Origin of the sequence: Leeia aquatica, from assembly GCF_012641365.1 — a bacterium.
GTDB classification, from domain to species: domain Bacteria; phylum Pseudomonadota; class Gammaproteobacteria; order Burkholderiales; family Leeiaceae; genus Leeia; species Leeia aquatica.
This window is the reverse complement of the sequence record NZ_JABAIM010000003.1, coordinates 114,993-129,824: the sequence shown is the minus strand read 5'-3', so window position 1 is coordinate 129,824 and position 14,832 is coordinate 114,993. Positions and strand designations below refer to the sequence as shown.

General features: G+C 59.6%; 14 protein-coding genes and 2 tRNA genes. 13 read left to right on the top strand and 3 right to left on the bottom strand.

The window, feature by feature from the left end; genetic code table 11:
* The first annotated feature begins 215 nt into the window (after positions 1-215).
* The 3 genes from HF682_RS13280 to HF682_RS13270 all read left to right on the top strand — a co-directional run bounded on the left by HF682_RS13280 (position 216) and on the right by HF682_RS13270 (position 3,877).
* Positions 216-965, top strand: coding sequence for an electron transfer flavoprotein subunit beta/FixA family protein (locus HF682_RS13280; RefSeq protein ID WP_168877803.1), 750 nt, complete (start codon positions 216-218; stop codon positions 963-965).
* Positions 965-1,903 carry an electron transfer flavoprotein subunit alpha/FixB family protein gene (locus tag HF682_RS13275; protein ID WP_168877802.1) on the top strand — a complete coding sequence of 313 codons (939 nt, stop codon included), beginning with the start codon at positions 965-967 and terminating at the stop codon, positions 1,901-1,903. The genes HF682_RS13280 and HF682_RS13275 overlap by 1 nt, the downstream gene beginning before the upstream one ends.
* A gap of 192 nt (positions 1,904-2,095) precedes the next feature.
* Positions 2,096-3,877, top strand: a complete 1,782-nt coding sequence (locus HF682_RS13270; RefSeq protein WP_168877801.1) for an acyl-CoA dehydrogenase — start codon at positions 2,096-2,098, stop codon at positions 3,875-3,877.
* A 47-nt stretch (positions 3,878-3,924) separates the two neighbouring features.
* On the opposite strand, the gene HF682_RS13265 is transcribed toward HF682_RS13270, so the two are convergent.
* From HF682_RS13265 to HF682_RS13255, 3 genes are read right to left on the bottom strand one after another with little or no spacing between them, the layout of a single operon-like run.
* Positions 3,925-4,878, bottom strand: a complete 954-nt coding sequence (locus tag HF682_RS13265) for an alpha/beta hydrolase family protein (RefSeq protein ID WP_168877800.1) — start codon at positions 4,876-4,878, stop codon at positions 3,925-3,927.
* Between the two features lie 49 nt (positions 4,879-4,927).
* Positions 4,928-5,785 carry an AraC family transcriptional regulator gene (locus HF682_RS13260; RefSeq protein WP_168877799.1) on the bottom strand — a complete coding sequence of 286 codons (858 nt, stop codon included), beginning with the start codon at positions 5,783-5,785 and terminating at the stop codon, positions 4,928-4,930.
* A 54-nt stretch (positions 5,786-5,839) separates the two neighbouring features.
* Positions 5,840-6,748, bottom strand: a complete 909-nt coding sequence (locus HF682_RS13255) for a GGDEF domain-containing protein (RefSeq protein WP_168877798.1) — start codon at positions 6,746-6,748, stop codon at positions 5,840-5,842.
* A 195-nt stretch (positions 6,749-6,943) separates the two neighbouring features.
* On the opposite strand from HF682_RS13255, the gene mpl reads away from it, so the two are divergent.
* The 10 genes from mpl to HF682_RS13205 all read left to right on the top strand — a co-directional run bounded on the left by mpl (position 6,944) and on the right by HF682_RS13205 (position 14,822).
* A complete protein-coding gene (mpl, locus tag HF682_RS13250) occupies positions 6,944-8,287 on the top strand; it encodes a UDP-N-acetylmuramate:L-alanyl-gamma-D-glutamyl-meso-diaminopimelate ligase (RefSeq protein ID WP_168877797.1) in 1,344 nt (447 codons plus the stop codon).
* Between the two features lie 5 nt (positions 8,288-8,292).
* Positions 8,293-9,042, top strand: a complete 750-nt coding sequence (locus HF682_RS13245) for a YdcF family protein (RefSeq protein ID WP_168877796.1) — start codon at positions 8,293-8,295, stop codon at positions 9,040-9,042.
* Between the two features lie 356 nt (positions 9,043-9,398).
* Positions 9,399-10,424, top strand: a complete 1,026-nt coding sequence (locus HF682_RS13240) for a porin (RefSeq protein WP_168877795.1) — start codon at positions 9,399-9,401, stop codon at positions 10,422-10,424.
* 210 nt (positions 10,425-10,634) lie between these two features.
* The gene (gene petA, locus HF682_RS13235) at positions 10,635-11,225 is read left to right on the top strand and encodes a ubiquinol-cytochrome c reductase iron-sulfur subunit (protein WP_168877794.1); all 591 of its coding nucleotides are present in this window, start codon (positions 10,635-10,637) and stop codon (positions 11,223-11,225) included.
* A 2-nt stretch (positions 11,226-11,227) separates the two neighbouring features.
* Complete coding sequence (locus HF682_RS13230) at positions 11,228-12,481, top strand: cytochrome b (protein WP_168877793.1); 1,254 nt, start codon at positions 11,228-11,230, stop codon at positions 12,479-12,481.
* 19 nt (positions 12,482-12,500) lie between these two features.
* Positions 12,501-13,283 carry a cytochrome c1 gene (locus HF682_RS13225; protein ID WP_168877792.1) on the top strand — a complete coding sequence of 261 codons (783 nt, stop codon included), beginning with the start codon at positions 12,501-12,503 and terminating at the stop codon, positions 13,281-13,283.
* 198 nt (positions 13,284-13,481) lie between these two features.
* Positions 13,482-14,078, top strand: coding sequence for a glutathione S-transferase N-terminal domain-containing protein (locus tag HF682_RS13220; RefSeq protein ID WP_168877791.1), 597 nt, complete (start codon positions 13,482-13,484; stop codon positions 14,076-14,078).
* Entirely contained in the window at positions 14,075-14,488 is a 414-nt protein-coding gene (locus HF682_RS13215) for a ClpXP protease specificity-enhancing factor (protein WP_168877790.1), read from the top strand. Before HF682_RS13220 ends, HF682_RS13215 begins: the two co-directional genes overlap by 4 nt.
* Before the next feature lie 117 nt (positions 14,489-14,605).
* Positions 14,606-14,681 (top strand) — tRNA-Thr (locus HF682_RS13210).
* A gap of 64 nt (positions 14,682-14,745) precedes the next feature.
* Positions 14,746-14,822 (top strand) — tRNA-Arg (locus tag HF682_RS13205).
* Positions 14,823-14,832 lie beyond the last annotated feature (10 nt).

The following is a 14,832-nucleotide window of genomic DNA, read 5'->3' as shown; positions in this document are numbered from 1 at the left end:
AAAATGCGCTAAAACAGCAAACTATGACGGCTGCTCAAACGTTTGTTTAAAACGGCAGGGCGGAATGCTTACCGGCAGGCGGCAAGCCTGCTAGACTTGATGGATTAACGTCGTCATGCCGCAGTGCGGCATGACAGTGCGCAGCGGCGGGGTGAGAGCCCTGTCGCCCATGAACGGGGCAGTAGACTGCCCAGCTGATACATCTCTGGAGGCGTATGAAGGTCCTGGTCGCAGTCAAGCGCGTTGTGGATTACAACGTCAAGGTGCGGGTCAAGGCAGATGGCAGCGGCGTAGATATCGCCAACGTCAAGATGTCGATGAACCCCTTTGATGAAATCGCGGTGGAAGAGGCTGTACGCCTGAAAGAAGCCGGCAAGGTCACGGAAATCATTGCCGTCTCGCTGGGCGTGAGCCAGTGCCAGGAAACCCTGCGCACCGCGCTGGCCATGGGGGCAGACCGTGCGGTGCTGGTGGAAACGGCAGCTGAACTGCAACCGCTGGCCGTGGCCAAGCTGCTGAAAGCCATTGTCGACAAGGAACAACCGCAACTGGTGATCCTCGGCAAGCAAGCGATTGATGACGATGCCAACCAGACCGGCCAGATGCTGGCAGCACTGAGTGGCATGCCGCAAGGTACGTTTGCCTCCAAAGTGGATCTGCAGGCGGGTACCGTAGCGGTGACTCGTGAAGTGGATGGCGGTCTGGAAACCGTGGACCTCAAGCTGCCTGCGGTGGTGACCACCGACCTGCGCTTGAACGAGCCGCGCTACGTCAAGTTGCCGAACATCATGGCCGCCAAGAAGAAGCCGCTGGAAACCCTGAGCCCGGAAGCGCTGGGTGTGGATGTCACCCCGCGCCTGACCACCGTGAAGGTGGCCGAGCCGGCTGCGCGCAGCGCAGGCAAGAAGGTGGCCAGCGTGGCTGAGCTGGTGGAAAAACTGCGTAACGAAGCGAAGGTGCTGTGATGAGCGTCCTGGTTATTGCTGAACACGACAACACGCAGCTGAAGGCTGCCACCCTGAATACCCTGAGCGCAGCCCAGAAGCTGGGTGGCGACATCCATCTGCTGGTCGCAGGCCACCAATGTGGCGCTGTGGCGGAAGCCGCTGCCAAAGTGGCTGGCGTCGCCAAGGTGCGGGTGGCCGATGCGGCCCATCTGGGGCATCAACTGGCCGAAAACATCGGTAGCTTGGTGGCGGAACTGGCCAAGGGCTATGGTGCCGTGCTGGCTCCGGCGACCACCAGTGGCAAGAACTATCTGCCGCGCGCGGCCGCCCTGCTGGATGTGGCGATGATTTCCGAAGTGGTGGGCGTGGAGTCGGCGGATACCTTCGTGCGCCCGATCTATGCCGGTAATGTGCTGGCTACGGTCAAATCGTCCGACAGCATCAAGGTCATGACGGTGCGGACCACTGCGTTTGATCCGGTCGCCGCCAGCGGCGGTACCGCTGCGGTGGAAAGTGTGGCGACGGGTGCGGACAGCAGCCTGTCCCGTTTTGTGAGCGCGGAAATGACCAAGTCCGAGCGTCCGGAGCTGACCTCGGCCAAGATCATTGTGTCCGGTGGCCGTGGTCTGGGCTCGGAAGAGAACTTCCAGAAGGTGCTGGTGCCGCTGGCGGACAAGCTGGGCGCGGCGGTGGGCGCATCGCGTGCTGCTGTGGACGCGGGCTATGCGCCGAACGACTATCAGGTGGGTCAGACCGGCAAGGTGGTGGCGCCGCAGCTGTACGTGGCGGTGGGCATCTCGGGTGCGATTCAGCATCTGGCCGGGATGAAGGACAGCAAGGTGATCGTCGCCATCAACAAGGACGAAGAAGCCCCGATCTTCCAGGTGGCGGATTACGGCCTGGTGGGCGACCTGTTCACGGTACTGCCGGAACTGCAAGCCGAGCTGGCCAAGTAAGGTTTGACTGGCCACCCACAGCTGGGTGGCCCGCGTGACATCGCCCCTGTCTGCAGCATGACTGCCGGGCAGGGGCGTGTTGTTTGCACATTGGCAAGTTCGCAATTTGCCGATTGATCCTCCATGATTCAAGCGGGTCAGCGCATTCAAATAAAGCAAGCGCTTGACCATTACTTACTGCGGAGCCACGCCATGACTGCCTTTGCCACGCCTGTGCGCGACATGCTGTTTGCCCTGAAATCCCTGACCGACTTTGATCAGGTCGCCCGCCTGCCCGGTTATGAAGAGGCTACGGCAGAGCTGGCAGACGCCGTGTTTGAAGAAGCGGGCAAATTTGCCAACGGCGTGCTCGCCCACTTGAACCAGCCGGGCGATGTACAAGGCGCGCAGTGGTCGGACTATCAAGTGAAAGCAGCAGACGGTTTTGCCGAAGCCTACCGGCAATTCGTCGAGGCGGGCTGGAACAGCCTGGGAGGGGATACGGCATTTGGTGGGCAGGGCCTGCCTGCCGCCATTTCGGTGGCCGTGAACGAGATGTGGTGCGCGGCCAATCTGTCCTACAGCCTGCTGCCGTTGCTGACGCAAGGGGCCATCGAGTCCCTGCACCATCATGCGTCGGATGCGCTGAAAGCGACCTACCTGCACAAGATGGTGGAGGGGGTCTGGACCGGCACCATGAACCTCACCGAGCCGCAGGCGGGTTCCGACCTGAGTCAGGTGCGCAGCAAGGCGGTGCCGGAAGGTGAGCACTACCGCATCAGCGGGCAGAAGATTTTCATCACTTGGGGTGAGCACGACTGCGCTGAAAACATCATTCACCTGGTGCTGGCGCGCTTGCCGGATGCGCCGGCCGGGGTGAAGGGTATTTCCCTGTTCGTGGTGCCCAAGTATCTGGTAGGTGCAGATGGTGCGCTGGGGGCGCGTAACGATGTGCGCTGTGTGTCGATTGAGCACAAGCTGGGCATCCACGCCAGCCCGACCTGCGTGATGCAGTTCGGCGAGCAGGGCGGAGCGATTGGCTATCTGGTCGGCGAGCCGAACCGTGGCCTCGAATATATGTTTACCATGATGAACCATGCCCGGCTTGGCGTGGGCGTGGAGGGGGTGGCAATTGCCGAGCGCGCCTATCAGCAGGCGGTCTGGTACGCGCGAGACCGCGTGCAGAGCCGCGAGCTGGGCGGCAGCAACCCGGCGCCGGTAGCGATCATCCGTCACCCGGATATTCGCCGCATGCTGATGTCGATGCGTTCGCAGATCGAAGCCATGCGCGCCTTGTCCTATGTGGCGGCGGTGGCACTGGACATGGCTGCCGTGCACCCGGATGCGGCGGCGCAGAAGCAACAACAGGCGCTGGTGGACTTCCTGATCCCGATTGTGAAGGCATGGAGTACCGAGCAGGCACAGGAAATCACCTATCTCGGCGTGCAGATCCATGGTGGCATGGGTTTCATTGAAGAGACCGGCGCGGCACAGTTCATGCGCGATGCGCGGATTACCACCATCTACGAAGGCACCACCGGCATCCAGGCGCTGGACCTGATTGGCCGCAAGCTGGCACGGGATGGTGGCGCGACCGCCAGGGCAGTATTGGCGATGGCCGCTGCCGATGCAGAAAAAGCCCGTGCCTGCGGGGAAACCGGTGCCCGGGTCGCCGACGCCTTGCAAGCGGCGCTCAAACTGGCACAGCAGAGCAGTGACTGGATGGTTGTCCAGTTCAGTGGCCAGCCGCGCGCGGCTGCCGCGGGTGCCGTGCCGTATCTGAAACTGATGGGGACGGTGCTGGGTGGCATGATGATGGCGCGCCAGGTGGTGGCGGCCACTCAGCAGCGCGACAGCGACCCAGCCTGGTTTGATGCCAAGCTGGCCACCGCCCGCTTCTACGCCGAGCACAGCCTGCCGCTGGTCAGCGGCTTGCATGTGCAAGTCACCGGCGGTGCTGAAAGTGTGCTGCTGATGGACGATGCCCAGTTCTGACAGGGCGCTGTGATCCCCCATGACAAAACGCCCGCAAGGGCGTTTTGTCATGGGGCGGGCGGTAATTGCTGCTGAAAGAACAGGGTGACGTCGTTGTTGATCCGGCGGTGGATGGCGGCGCGGTCAATGCCCGGCGCATCACTGCATATCTCCGCCAGTTCGGCGACCAGGTTTGAGGGGCAGGGGGCGATGAAAACGAAATGTCCCGCCTCGATGCGGTGGTCGCCACGAATATTGGGAAGCAGCTTGCGCAGGCGCTCCACACTGAACGGCTCGCGGATCAGGTGGTCCTGGCTGGCCTGATAGAGCAGGACCGGCTGCTGCAACTGGCGCAGACGCTCATCGCTCAGCATGAAGACCCCCGCCGGGGCCATCAGCACCAGGGCTTTCAGGCGCGGGTCCGCCACCACCGGCAACACTGGCTCCACCGGCTGGATAAATCCTCGCTCGCGGTAGGCCTTGCAGGTCAGCGGGTCATCGCGCTGGCTGCTGCAATAAGCGTCATAGCGGGCTTGCTGCACATCGCCTGCCGCACTGGCCAGCACGGTGTAACCGCCTGCCGAGAAGCCGATGGCGCCGATGCGCTGCGGATCAACTCGGCTGGACAAGGCCGGGTCCGCTAGCACATGGTCCAGAACCCGCTGCAATTCACGCGGGCGATCGTGTGATTGCAGGGTGGTGCCTAACGCTTGCTGGTTCTCGTGATTGTCAAACGGATGGGTGAAGGTCACCACCACAAACCCGGCGCGAGCCAAGTGGTCCGCCAGATCACGGTGTGCCAGGCTGTTGCCGCCATTGCCATGCGAGATCAACAGCAAAGGGTGGCGGCCCTCAAGTGGCCGACCGTTGACAGCAACCTGCAGGCTGAAGCTGCCCACCCGCAATGTTTGCTCTGGACTGTCGCTGGGATACCACATCTGGGCCGCAATCCGGCTTTGCCGTACCGGGTCCTGGACTTCAAAGCGTTGCAGGCCGATGGCCTGGCTCAATACGGGTAGCATCAGGCAAACACCAAGCAGGTGTAGAAATGATCGGGGCATGATGAGGCACTCACAGGTCAACGGGCAGCAGCATGTCCATCCGCAGCTGCTGGGGTTGAATGATCTGATCCGGAGGGTAGTATTCCAGCTCGGGCCGCGCCGCCAGCTGTTGCCCGGACTGCGGCAGCCACACCGCATGCAGGTAATTGACGCTGTGCTGGATGCTGGCGACACTGCCCTGGTGCTGGAAGCGGGCATAGCGGCCAGCCGGTATCCGGCGCGCCTGCCAGCCTTCCGGAACGGGGCTGCCCTCAGGCCATGCAATGGCAGCCAGATAGCGCAGCTGGCGCTGGTCCGGGCTGATATCCAGCACCCCCCAGGCGGCAGACTGCTGTACTTGCGGGTGGGTGCGGAGCTTGCGCCACAGATCGGGGATCAGCTGGGCTGACTCATGGCCATACAACTGCAAACCGAGTCCCGCGACGTGCCGTTCGGGAAGGGTTTGCCATTCCGGTGTCAGTGTGATGCCCTCAAAGCGGTGCAGCAGGTATTCCGGGGTGAGGCGGGGCCGCGGGAAGCTGGCGGGCAGCTGCTCGGCACGTCGATACTGGGTGGGCGAGCAATGAAACTCGCGGCGGAAAGCGCGGGTAAAAACCTCATGCGAGTCAAAGCCGCAGGCCAGGGCAATGTCCAGCACACTATGCTGACTGTACCGTAACTGTTCGCTCGCTTGCGCCAGACGGCGGCGACGGACATAGTCCATCAGCGATTCACCCACCACCGCCCGGAACAGCCGGTGTAGCTGCCAGACGGACAGCTGGGCGAATGCGGCCAGATCCTCCGCCTGCAAGGATTGGCCCAGTTCTGCTTCGATGTGGTCAACCACGCGGTTGACCTGCTGCAGGCTCAGCTCAAGGGATGTACGCATGCCCGGATTGTACCCATCGGTTTTGACGATGGGCTTGAGCTTTTGTGCGACAGCTTATTGCTGGCCAGCGTACTCGATATGCCCGTTGCCTACCGCTTTGGCGGCAAACAGGGCGCGATCGGCCCGCATCACCAGCGAGTGGCTTTTCTCGTTGCCCTGCATTTGTGCAATGCCTGCAGACAGGCTGACCTGGATCTTGTCGTTCTGCACAAACACCGGTGAGCGGTGCAGGATCAGCTGCAAGCGGTCCAATACAAAACGGGCTCCCTTGAGGTCGGTCTCCGGCAGGACCAGCAGAAATTCTTCTTGCCCATAGCGCACCATGCTGTCGCTGTCGCGCATGACCGAGCGGCCTACCGTGACCAGATGCTGCAGCAGCTTGTCCGAGCTGTCGATGCCGTGCCGCTTCTTGTGCTCCTCGAAGCTGTCGATGGCGATCAGGGATACCGTCAGCTTGGTACGTGTCGACTGCGCTTTGCTGACCTCTTTGGCCAGCGTCTTGTCCATGCCCAGCCGGTTCTGCACCCCGGTAATCAGGTCGTGTTCCATGTCGTGGTGGCTCATTTCCACTTCATGCTGCAGTTGCTGCAGGGTTTGGCGGGTTTCGTTCAATTCGGTGCGTGATGCTTCCACCGTTTGCTGCATGGAGCGGGTGGTACTGATCAGGCTGTTGAGCAGGTGCAGCACGCGGGTCTTGTCGTCTGCCTGGCTCAGGTCCTCTATGGAGGTTTCCAGCGTGGCATTCTGCCCGCCCAGGTATTGCACCAGCTGCAGGGTGGTCAGATTGGCGTCCTGTACCACCTGCTGTACCTGTGCAACCAGCTGCGCATCCTGCATCGCGGGCTGTGCGGTGCCGGTCACATCATAGTAAAAGCGGGCGTAATTTTCCGGGGTGGGGGGCAGACTTTGTTCAGCCAGACGAATCAGGGCAATGCGGGCAATATCAGCAGGAGAGGCAGCCATAGGGTTCCAGTGTGTCGCACTATTCTTGTAGGGATCAGCGGCATCGCCAAAAGCGGACTGCGCGAGTCGGGGCAAGGATAACCAGCGGGCTGCATGAACGCAAGCCTGCAGGCCATGACGAATGCGTGGCTGTGGCCTGATTCGCAGCAAAGCCTGTTAGAATCAGCGCTTTACGCACGCAACGGGAAAAGCGGCATGCATATCCATATCATTGGCATTTGCGGAACCTTCATGGGGGGGATTGCGGCCATTGCCAAAGCAGCGGGGCATCGGGTAACAGGCTGCGATGCGGGGGTGTACCCGCCGATGAGTACCCAGCTGGAGCAGTTGGGCATTGAGTTGATTGAAGGCTTTGCTGAGCAGCAACTGGACCTGCAGCCGGATCTGTTCGTGGTCGGCAATGTGGTGTCGCGCGGCAATCCGCTGATGGAGGCCATCATGGACCGTGGCCTGCCCTATACCTCGGGGCCGCAGTGGCTGGCGGAGCATGTGCTGCGCGACAAGTGGGTGCTGGCGGTGGCCGGTACGCACGGCAAGACCACCACCAGCTCGATGCTGGCGTGGATATTGGAGCATGCGGGTTTGAATCCAGGGTTCCTGATCGGCGGGGTGCCGATGAACTTTGGTATTTCGGCGCGGCTGACGGACAGCCGGTTCTTTGTGATTGAAGCCGATGAATACGATACTGCCTTCTTCGACAAGCGCTCCAAGTTTGTACATTACCACCCGCGTACCGCGATCCTGAACAATCTGGAGTTTGACCACGCTGATATTTTTGCCGATCTGGCGGCCATCGAAACCCAGTTCCACCACCTGCTGCGTACCGTGCCTCGCGAGGGACGGGTGATCAGCAATGGCCAGTCGCCCGCGCTGGAGCGGGTGTTGCAGCGCGGCTGCTGGAGCAGCCTGGAACGCTTTGCGGTGGATGCAGGCTGGCAAGCAGGCGCGCCGGATGCGAATAATGGGTGTAGCGTGCTGCTGGGAGGCCAGACGCAGGGTGATTTGCACTGGTCCATGCTGGGTGAGCATAACCGCCACAACGCTCTTGCTGCCATTGCGGCGGCACGCCATGCTGGTGTGACGGTGGCGCAGTCACTGGCGGGGCTGGCGGCTTTTCAGAATGTGCGGCGGCGGATGGAGGTACGCGGTACGGTGCGTGACATCACGGTATACGATGATTTTGCCCACCACCCTACGGCCATTGCCACCACCGTTGCCGGTCTACGTCGCAAGGTGGGGCAGGCACGCATTCTGGCCGTGCTGGAACCGCGCTCCAACACCATGAAGCTGGGTGCCATGAAGGATGAATTGGCCGCCAGCTTGCAAGAGGCGGACCACAGTTTCTGCTATGCACACAATCTGGGCTGGGATGCGGCTGTGGCACTGGCACCACTCGGTGCGCGAGGGCAGTCTTTCGAGCAACTGGACGCGCTGGTAGCGGCGGTGGTGCACATGGCGCAACCGGGTGACCAGATTCTGGTGATGAGCAATGGTGGTTTTGGTGGTGTCCACCAGTTGTTGCTTGACGCACTGGCCTGAACGGCATGGATACCAGCTGGTTCATCCGTAACCTGATCGTTGCCTTTGTATTACCGCCCTTCAGCCTGCTGTGGCTGCTGCTGCTGGCCTGGCTGGGGCGGCAGCGTTTTCCGCGTCTTGCCAAGGTGGGGTTCTGGGTTGGGCTGTTTCTGCTCTATCTGACCGCTACTCCGTGGTGTGCCAACCGTCTGGCGGCCGGGCTGGAGCGGGGCATGGCCTGGCAGCCTCATCCGGACGCTCAGGCGATTGTGGTATTGGGAGGGGGGCGTCAGGCGGCGCAGGCGGACTTCCATGAAAGTCGAACCCTGTCCAAAGCCAGCTTGCAGCGAGCGCGCTACGCGGCCTGGCTGCATCGCAAGACCGGTTTGCCGATACTGGTCAGCGGCGGTGCGCCTGATGGCGGTATTGCCGAGGCGGTTTTGCAGCAACGTGTATTGCAGGATGAATTGGGCGTGCGGGTTCAATGGCTGGAAGGCGCATCAAACACGACAGCCGAGAACGCGTCCTTCAGTGCGCGGTTGCTTCGCCAGCATGGCGTGGGGCGCGTGTACGTGGTGAGCGATGCCTGGCACTTGCGCCGCGCGCTGCCGCAGTTTCAACAGCAAGGGCTGCAAGTGTACCCAGCCGGTGTAGCGTTTCATGAAGATGCGCCCTTTTGGGTGCGTGACTGGCTGCCACATGCCGGCTCATGGCGTGAGAGTGGGCAAATGCTGCACGAGTGGCTGGGTATCGTGTGGTATGCCCTGCGGCACTGAACTCCCCCGCCAAGTCGGGATGTGGAGTCAAAAAGTGTTGTGTTGCCGCAACGGAAGAAACCTTCACATCTTGCGGAAATAGCGCCTGCCGTGCTGAAGGTGACGCGCGGGATAAAGCAGCGATGATTTCTTTCGGGCAAGCATTGGCGCGGTTTGACGGCCGGTTTTGTTGGGTCTTCTTATGTTAAGGGCATGCTTGTTGTGACCCCGCAACACTTGCTGTGCCAAACCGGGCGAAACGTGAAAATCAACTTGGCATGTCGGCGGTGGATGCGGTTAAATGCGCTGGTAGTTTCACAGAATTGGTGTCCGACAGAAGGCACTGATATTGTTGTTAACCATATGGAGTGATCTAAATGAAAAAGCTGATCGCAGTTGCTGTGCTGGGCGCCCTGGCTGCTCCGGCATTCGCTGATAGCGGCAACGTGACCATTTCTGGCTATGTGCGTGGTGGCCTGCAAATTCTGAATTCCGATGCAAACTATGCTCGCCAGTCTGAAATCAAGGGTGAGAGCAAAGTTGTGGCAGGGGATAAGACTCGTCAAACCCAGATTGATGGCCGTGGTCAAATCCAGTTCAATATGTCTGAAGATCTGGGCAATGGTTTGACCGCAGTAGGTCAAATCCGCTCACGCTTCTCGCTGGATGGCTCCAATTACGACGAAGGCGATACCAAGCGTGACGGCACCTTTGGCAACCACAATACTTGGGTTGGCCTGAAGGGTTCCTTTGGTCAAGTTCGTCTGGGTCGTGGCGAAGACAACTTTGGTGATGGCAAGTACGACGCTCTGGAACTGTACGGCGATGTGTTGCATGGCCGTAAGAGTGGCACTGGTAACATGGTTCGCTATGATTTGCCGGCAATGGGTGGCTTCACTGGCTCCCTGCAATGGTCTACCAAAGAAAATAAGAGCACCACTGAGCGTGCTGAAACAGGTACTTCCCTGCGCGTGGATTACGACGCAAGCAACTGGGGTGTGGGCTTCGCATACGACCGCCAAAACCACGCGTATGATGATACTGCTGCCAAGTATTACAACGTGAACACTTGGGAAATTACTGGTGGTGTGAAGTTCGGTGATTGGACCATCGGCGCTGAATATCAGCAATGGAAGAAGAGCACTGCAACCCCGAAGCAAAAGGCATTTACGCTGTACGCAGGTGCTTCTTTTGGCAAGGTGGACTTCCAAATTCAAGCTGGCCGCGAGCGTAACGTTGGCTTCAATTCTGATGTAAAAGCGACTACTTGGTCTGTTGGTATGAACTACAACCTCAGCAAGCGCAGCAAGTTCTTCGCTGAGGCTGTTTCGTACAAGCAACGTAGCAGCACTAGCACCACCAAGCCGAGCCGCTTCTTCGTTGGTATGAAGCACTCCTTCTAATCGTTGCCTGCAACGGTTTGAAGTCTGAAAAAGCCGCCTTCGGGCGGTTTTTTCTTTTGCGTCTGTTGGAAAACTGGCTAACAATGATCAAGAAACGTCGCCTTGCTGCGACGAATGGGCGTTTTTGCGGCAATTTCCTGAGCGTGGTGCTTAAGCTGAGGGCGGGATTGCGGTAGAATGCGCAGGTTTAGGTCTGGCAGGAATCGAGCGATGAGTGATCAAACGGTAGACAGTGGCAAGCGCCGCTTTCTGCTCGCCGCATCCGGCGTAGCAGGTGGCGTGGCAGTAGCTGGTATTGCGACACCCTTTGTGGCCAGTTGGTTCCCGAGTGCGCGCGCAAAAGCAGCAGGTGCACCGGTGGAAGTAGATGTATCCAAGCTGGAGCCGGGGCAATTGCTGACGGTAGAGTGGCGTGGCAAGCCGGTGTGGATTCTGAGCCGCACCCCGGACATGCTGAGCGTGTTGCCATCGCTGGATGGCAAGCTGGCAGACCCAAAGTCGGAAGATCCGCAGCAACCGGATTACGCCAAGAACACCAACCGTTCGGTCAAGCCTGAGCTGTTTGTGGCGTTGGGCGTCTGTACGCACTTGGGCTGTTCGCCCACCCTGCGCAAGGAAATTGCGCCAGCCGATCTGGGCGCGGACTGGAAGGGCGGCTTCCTTTGCCCCTGTCATGGCTCTCGTTTTGATTTGGCGGGCCGCGTGTATGCCGGTTCCCCTGCCCCGAAAAACCTGGAAATTCCGCCCTACAAGCTCAGCGGTACTACCCTGCTGGTGGGTGACGACGGAAAAGGAGCGTAAGCATGGCGAACAGCGTGCAACAGGACCGCAACGGCCTGCTCGGCTGGGTCAATGAGCGCTTCCCGCTCACCCGCATGTGGGAAGAGCAATGGGGCAAATATGCTGCTCCGAAGAACTTCAACTTCTGGTACTACTTCGGTTCACTGGCGGCTTTGGTGCTGGTGCTGCAGATTGTTACCGGCATTTTCCTGACCATGAACTATGTGCCGGATGCACAGAAGGCATTCTGGTCGGTGGAATACATCATGCGTGATGTGCCGGGTGGCTGGCTGATCCGTAACATGCACTCCACGGGTGCCTCCATGTTCTTTGTGGTGGTCTACCTGCACATGTTCCGTGGCCTGCTGTACGGCTCCTACAAAGCGCCGCGCGAGCTGATCTGGATCTTCGGCGTGATGATTTTCCTGGCTCTGATGGGCGAAGCCTTCTTTGGTTATCTGCTGCCTTGGGGGCAGATGTCCTTCTGGGGTGCACAGGTGATCGTTAACCTGTTCGGCTCGGTGCCGTACATCGGGCCGGATCTGGCCGTGTGGATTCGTGGTGACTATGTGGTGTCCGGTGTGACCCTGAATCGCTTCTTTGCGCTGCACGTGATTGCGCTGCCACTGGTGCTGATCGGTCTGGTGGCTGCTCACTTGATGGCACTGCACGAAGTGGGTTCCAACAACCCGGACGGCATTGAAGTGAAGAAGCAGCCGAAAGACCCGAAGACCGGCCTGTATCTGGATGCGATCTATAGCCACCCTTACTACACCATCAAGGATATTTATGGTGTGGTGGTATTCCTGATCGTGTTCACCGCCATTGTGTTCTTCATGCCGGAAATGGGTGGCTACTTCCTGGAGTACAACAACTTCATCCCGGCAGACCCGCTGAAGACGCCACCGCATATTGCGCCGGTATGGTACTTCACCCCGTTCTACGCCATCCTGCGCGCGGTTCCGCCGATTCTGGGTTCCCAGTTCCCCGGTGTGGCCGCCATGGGCGCCTCCGTGCTGGCCTTTGCCTTCCTGCCATGGCTGGACCGTAGCCCGGTGAAGTCGATCCGCTACCGTGGCGTGCTGTACAAGAGCGCACTGGCCCTGTTTGTGGTGGCCTTCCTGGGTCTGGGCTATCTGGGCACCAAGCCGCCAACTGACATGGGTACACTGATCGCCCGGATCCTGAGCGTGGTTTACTTCGCCTTCTTCATTCTGATGCCGGTGTTTACCAGCATCGACAAAGTGAAACCGGTGCCTAGCCGGGTAACCATGTGAGCAAGGGACGGATACGGTGATGAAATTGACCCGCATGATCAAGCAACTGCTGTTGCTGGCCTGTGTCGCCCCGGTGCTGGCTCTGGCTAATGAGTCGTCTGTGCAGCTCGACCACGTCGAGATCAACCCGCGCAATCAGGAATCCCTGCAGCGTGGCGCACAGGTGTTTGTCAACTACTGCTTGTCTTGTCACTCCGCCCAGGCCATGCGTTTCAATGGTCTGGCCGACATTGGCATTCCGGAAGAGCAGATCAAGGCCAATATGCTGTTCGCGGCCGACAAGGTAACCGACCCGATGACGGTGGCCATGAACGGCAAGGAAGCCAAGGAGTGGTTTGGCGCGGTTCCGCCGGACCTCTCCGTGATTGCCCGCACCAAGGACAACGGTGCCGACTGGCTGTACACCTACCTGCGCGGCTTCTACCGTGACAGCAGCCGCCCGACCGGCTGGAACAACAAAGTGTTCGACAAGGTGGGCATGCCGCACGTGCTGTGGGAGCTGCAAGGCGAGCAAGTGGCCGTCTACAAGACGGAGAAAGATCACGAAAACAAACCGCACCAAGTGCTGGAAAAGCTGGAGCTGGTGAAGCCGGGCCTGCTGACCTCGCTGAATGATGGCAAGGCCAACACCCTTGAGTATGACCGTAAGGTGACCGATCTGGTCAACTATCTGGTCTGGATGGGTGAACCGCACCAGGTGTTCCGCGAGCAGCTGGGCTACGGCGTGCTGTTCTTCCTGATCCTGATCCTGCTGCCGTTTGTCTATCTGCTGAAGCAGGACTACTGGAAAGAAGTGCATTAAGCACACGCCGGTTTGTCTGATGTGTAGAAACGGGGGCTTGGCCCCCGTTTTTTTATGCTGGGCGCAGCTATTAGTTGGCTGGTTTTTCTTGTTTTCCTCTTTGTTTTCATGGGCTTGTAATCTTTTTCTGGTCATGGGCATGTCCACTTTGCTAAAATGCCGCTTTCACGATTTGTTTGATGGAGCGACGTCCGCATCATGATGACCCTGTACTCCGGGACCACCTGTCCGTTCAGCCACCGTTGCCGCATTGTGCTGTTTGAAAAAGGCATGGATTTCCAGATTGTGGATGTGGACATTCACAACAAGCCAGAAGATCTGGCGGTGATGAATCCCTACAACCAGGTGCCGGTACTGGTCGAGCGGGACCTCATCCTGCATGAGTCCAACATCATCAATGAGTACATTGATGAGCGCTTCCCGCATCCGCAACTGATGCCGGCTGACCCGATCATGCGCGCGCGCGCGCGCCTCTTCCTGCATGGCTTTGAACGGGAGCTGTTTGTTCATGTCGAGGCATTGGAAGAGGGCAGCAAGGGCGTGGACAAGGCACGCGCCGCCATTCGTGATGGCCTGAGCAAGCTGGCCCCGATCTTCACCAAGCAGAAATACATGCTGGGCGAGGAGTTTTCCATGCTGGACGTGGCGGTCGCCCCGCTGCTGTGGCGCCTGGAACACTATGGCATTGAGCTGCCGAAGACGGCCGCGCCGGTGCTGAAGTACGCCGAGCGCCTGTTCAGCCGCCAAGCCTTTATTGATTCGCTGACCGCTTCCGAAAAGGCCATGCGCAAGTGAGTGTGATCACGACCACCCCTTACTTTATCCGCGCCATTCATGAATGGTGCTGTGATAACGGTATGACGCCGTATCTGGTGGTCGCGGTCTCCGCGCAGACCCGCGTTCCGGTAGAGTATGTGAAGGATGGTGAAATCACCCTCAACATCAGCCCGACGGCCACCCAAGGCTTGCAAATCGGGAATGAGGTGATTACCTTTTCCGCCCGCTTCAATGGGGCCTCCCGCCAGATTTATGTGCCGGTGAACCGGGTGCGTGCGGTGTTTGCCCGCGAGGATGGTACCGGCATGGCGTTTGAGGTGAACGACGATGGCCAGCCTGAGCCACCACCTACGGATGAAGGCCCGGGGGATGAGGTGCAGCCTGAGCCGGAGAAGGCCGAGCGCCCCAGGCTGAAAGTCGTCAAATAAGCATCACGCCCTGTACAGGGATGAGGCCTCGGTGTGGAATCCCCGTGCTGAGGCTTCCAATTTGCTGTTGCTTCTTTTAAACTAGCCGACCGCATCGGGTAACAGGCTGATGCGAATGCCGACGTAGCTCAGTAGGTAGAGCAGCGCACTTGTAATGCGAAGGTCACCAGTTCGATTCCGGTCGTCGGCACCACCCTGTTTCAGCAGCAAGGTTTCATTCTGCCTTCCCGGCCTGCCGCGAGTCGATCGGCCACAACGTGCCCGTAGCTCAACTGGATAGAGCACCAGCCTTCTAAGCTGGGGGTTACAGGTTCGATCCCTGTCGGGCACGCCATCTCACCCCA

Excerpts from the sequence above, each read along its gene's own strand:
- HF682_RS13265 (WP_168877800.1), bottom strand. The coding sequence starts at position 4,878 with ATGCTACCCGTATTGAGCCAGGCCATCGGCCTGCAACGCTTTGAAGTC.
- HF682_RS13280 (WP_168877803.1), top strand. The coding sequence starts at position 216 with ATGAAGGTCCTGGTCGCAGTCAAGCGCGTTGTGGATTACAACGTCAAG.
- mpl (WP_168877797.1), top strand. The coding sequence starts at position 6,944 with ATGCATATCCATATCATTGGCATTTGCGGAACCTTCATGGGGGGGATT.
- HF682_RS13225 (WP_168877792.1), top strand. The coding sequence starts at position 12,501 with ATGAAATTGACCCGCATGATCAAGCAACTGCTGTTGCTGGCCTGTGTC.
- HF682_RS13255 (WP_168877798.1), bottom strand. The coding sequence starts at position 6,748 with ATGGCTGCCTCTCCTGCTGATATTGCCCGCATTGCCCTGATTCGTCTG.
- HF682_RS13245 (WP_168877796.1), top strand. The coding sequence starts at position 8,293 with ATGGATACCAGCTGGTTCATCCGTAACCTGATCGTTGCCTTTGTATTA.
- HF682_RS13240 (WP_168877795.1), top strand. The coding sequence starts at position 9,399 with ATGAAAAAGCTGATCGCAGTTGCTGTGCTGGGCGCCCTGGCTGCTCCG.
- HF682_RS13275 (WP_168877802.1), top strand. The coding sequence starts at position 965 with ATGAGCGTCCTGGTTATTGCTGAACACGACAACACGCAGCTGAAGGCT.
- HF682_RS13260 (WP_168877799.1), bottom strand. The coding sequence starts at position 5,785 with ATGCGTACATCCCTTGAGCTGAGCCTGCAGCAGGTCAACCGCGTGGTT.
- HF682_RS13220 (WP_168877791.1), top strand. The coding sequence starts at position 13,482 with ATGATGACCCTGTACTCCGGGACCACCTGTCCGTTCAGCCACCGTTGC.
- HF682_RS13270 (WP_168877801.1), top strand. The coding sequence starts at position 2,096 with ATGACTGCCTTTGCCACGCCTGTGCGCGACATGCTGTTTGCCCTGAAA.
- HF682_RS13230 (WP_168877793.1), top strand. The coding sequence starts at position 11,228 with ATGGCGAACAGCGTGCAACAGGACCGCAACGGCCTGCTCGGCTGGGTC.
- petA (WP_168877794.1), top strand. The coding sequence starts at position 10,635 with ATGAGTGATCAAACGGTAGACAGTGGCAAGCGCCGCTTTCTGCTCGCC.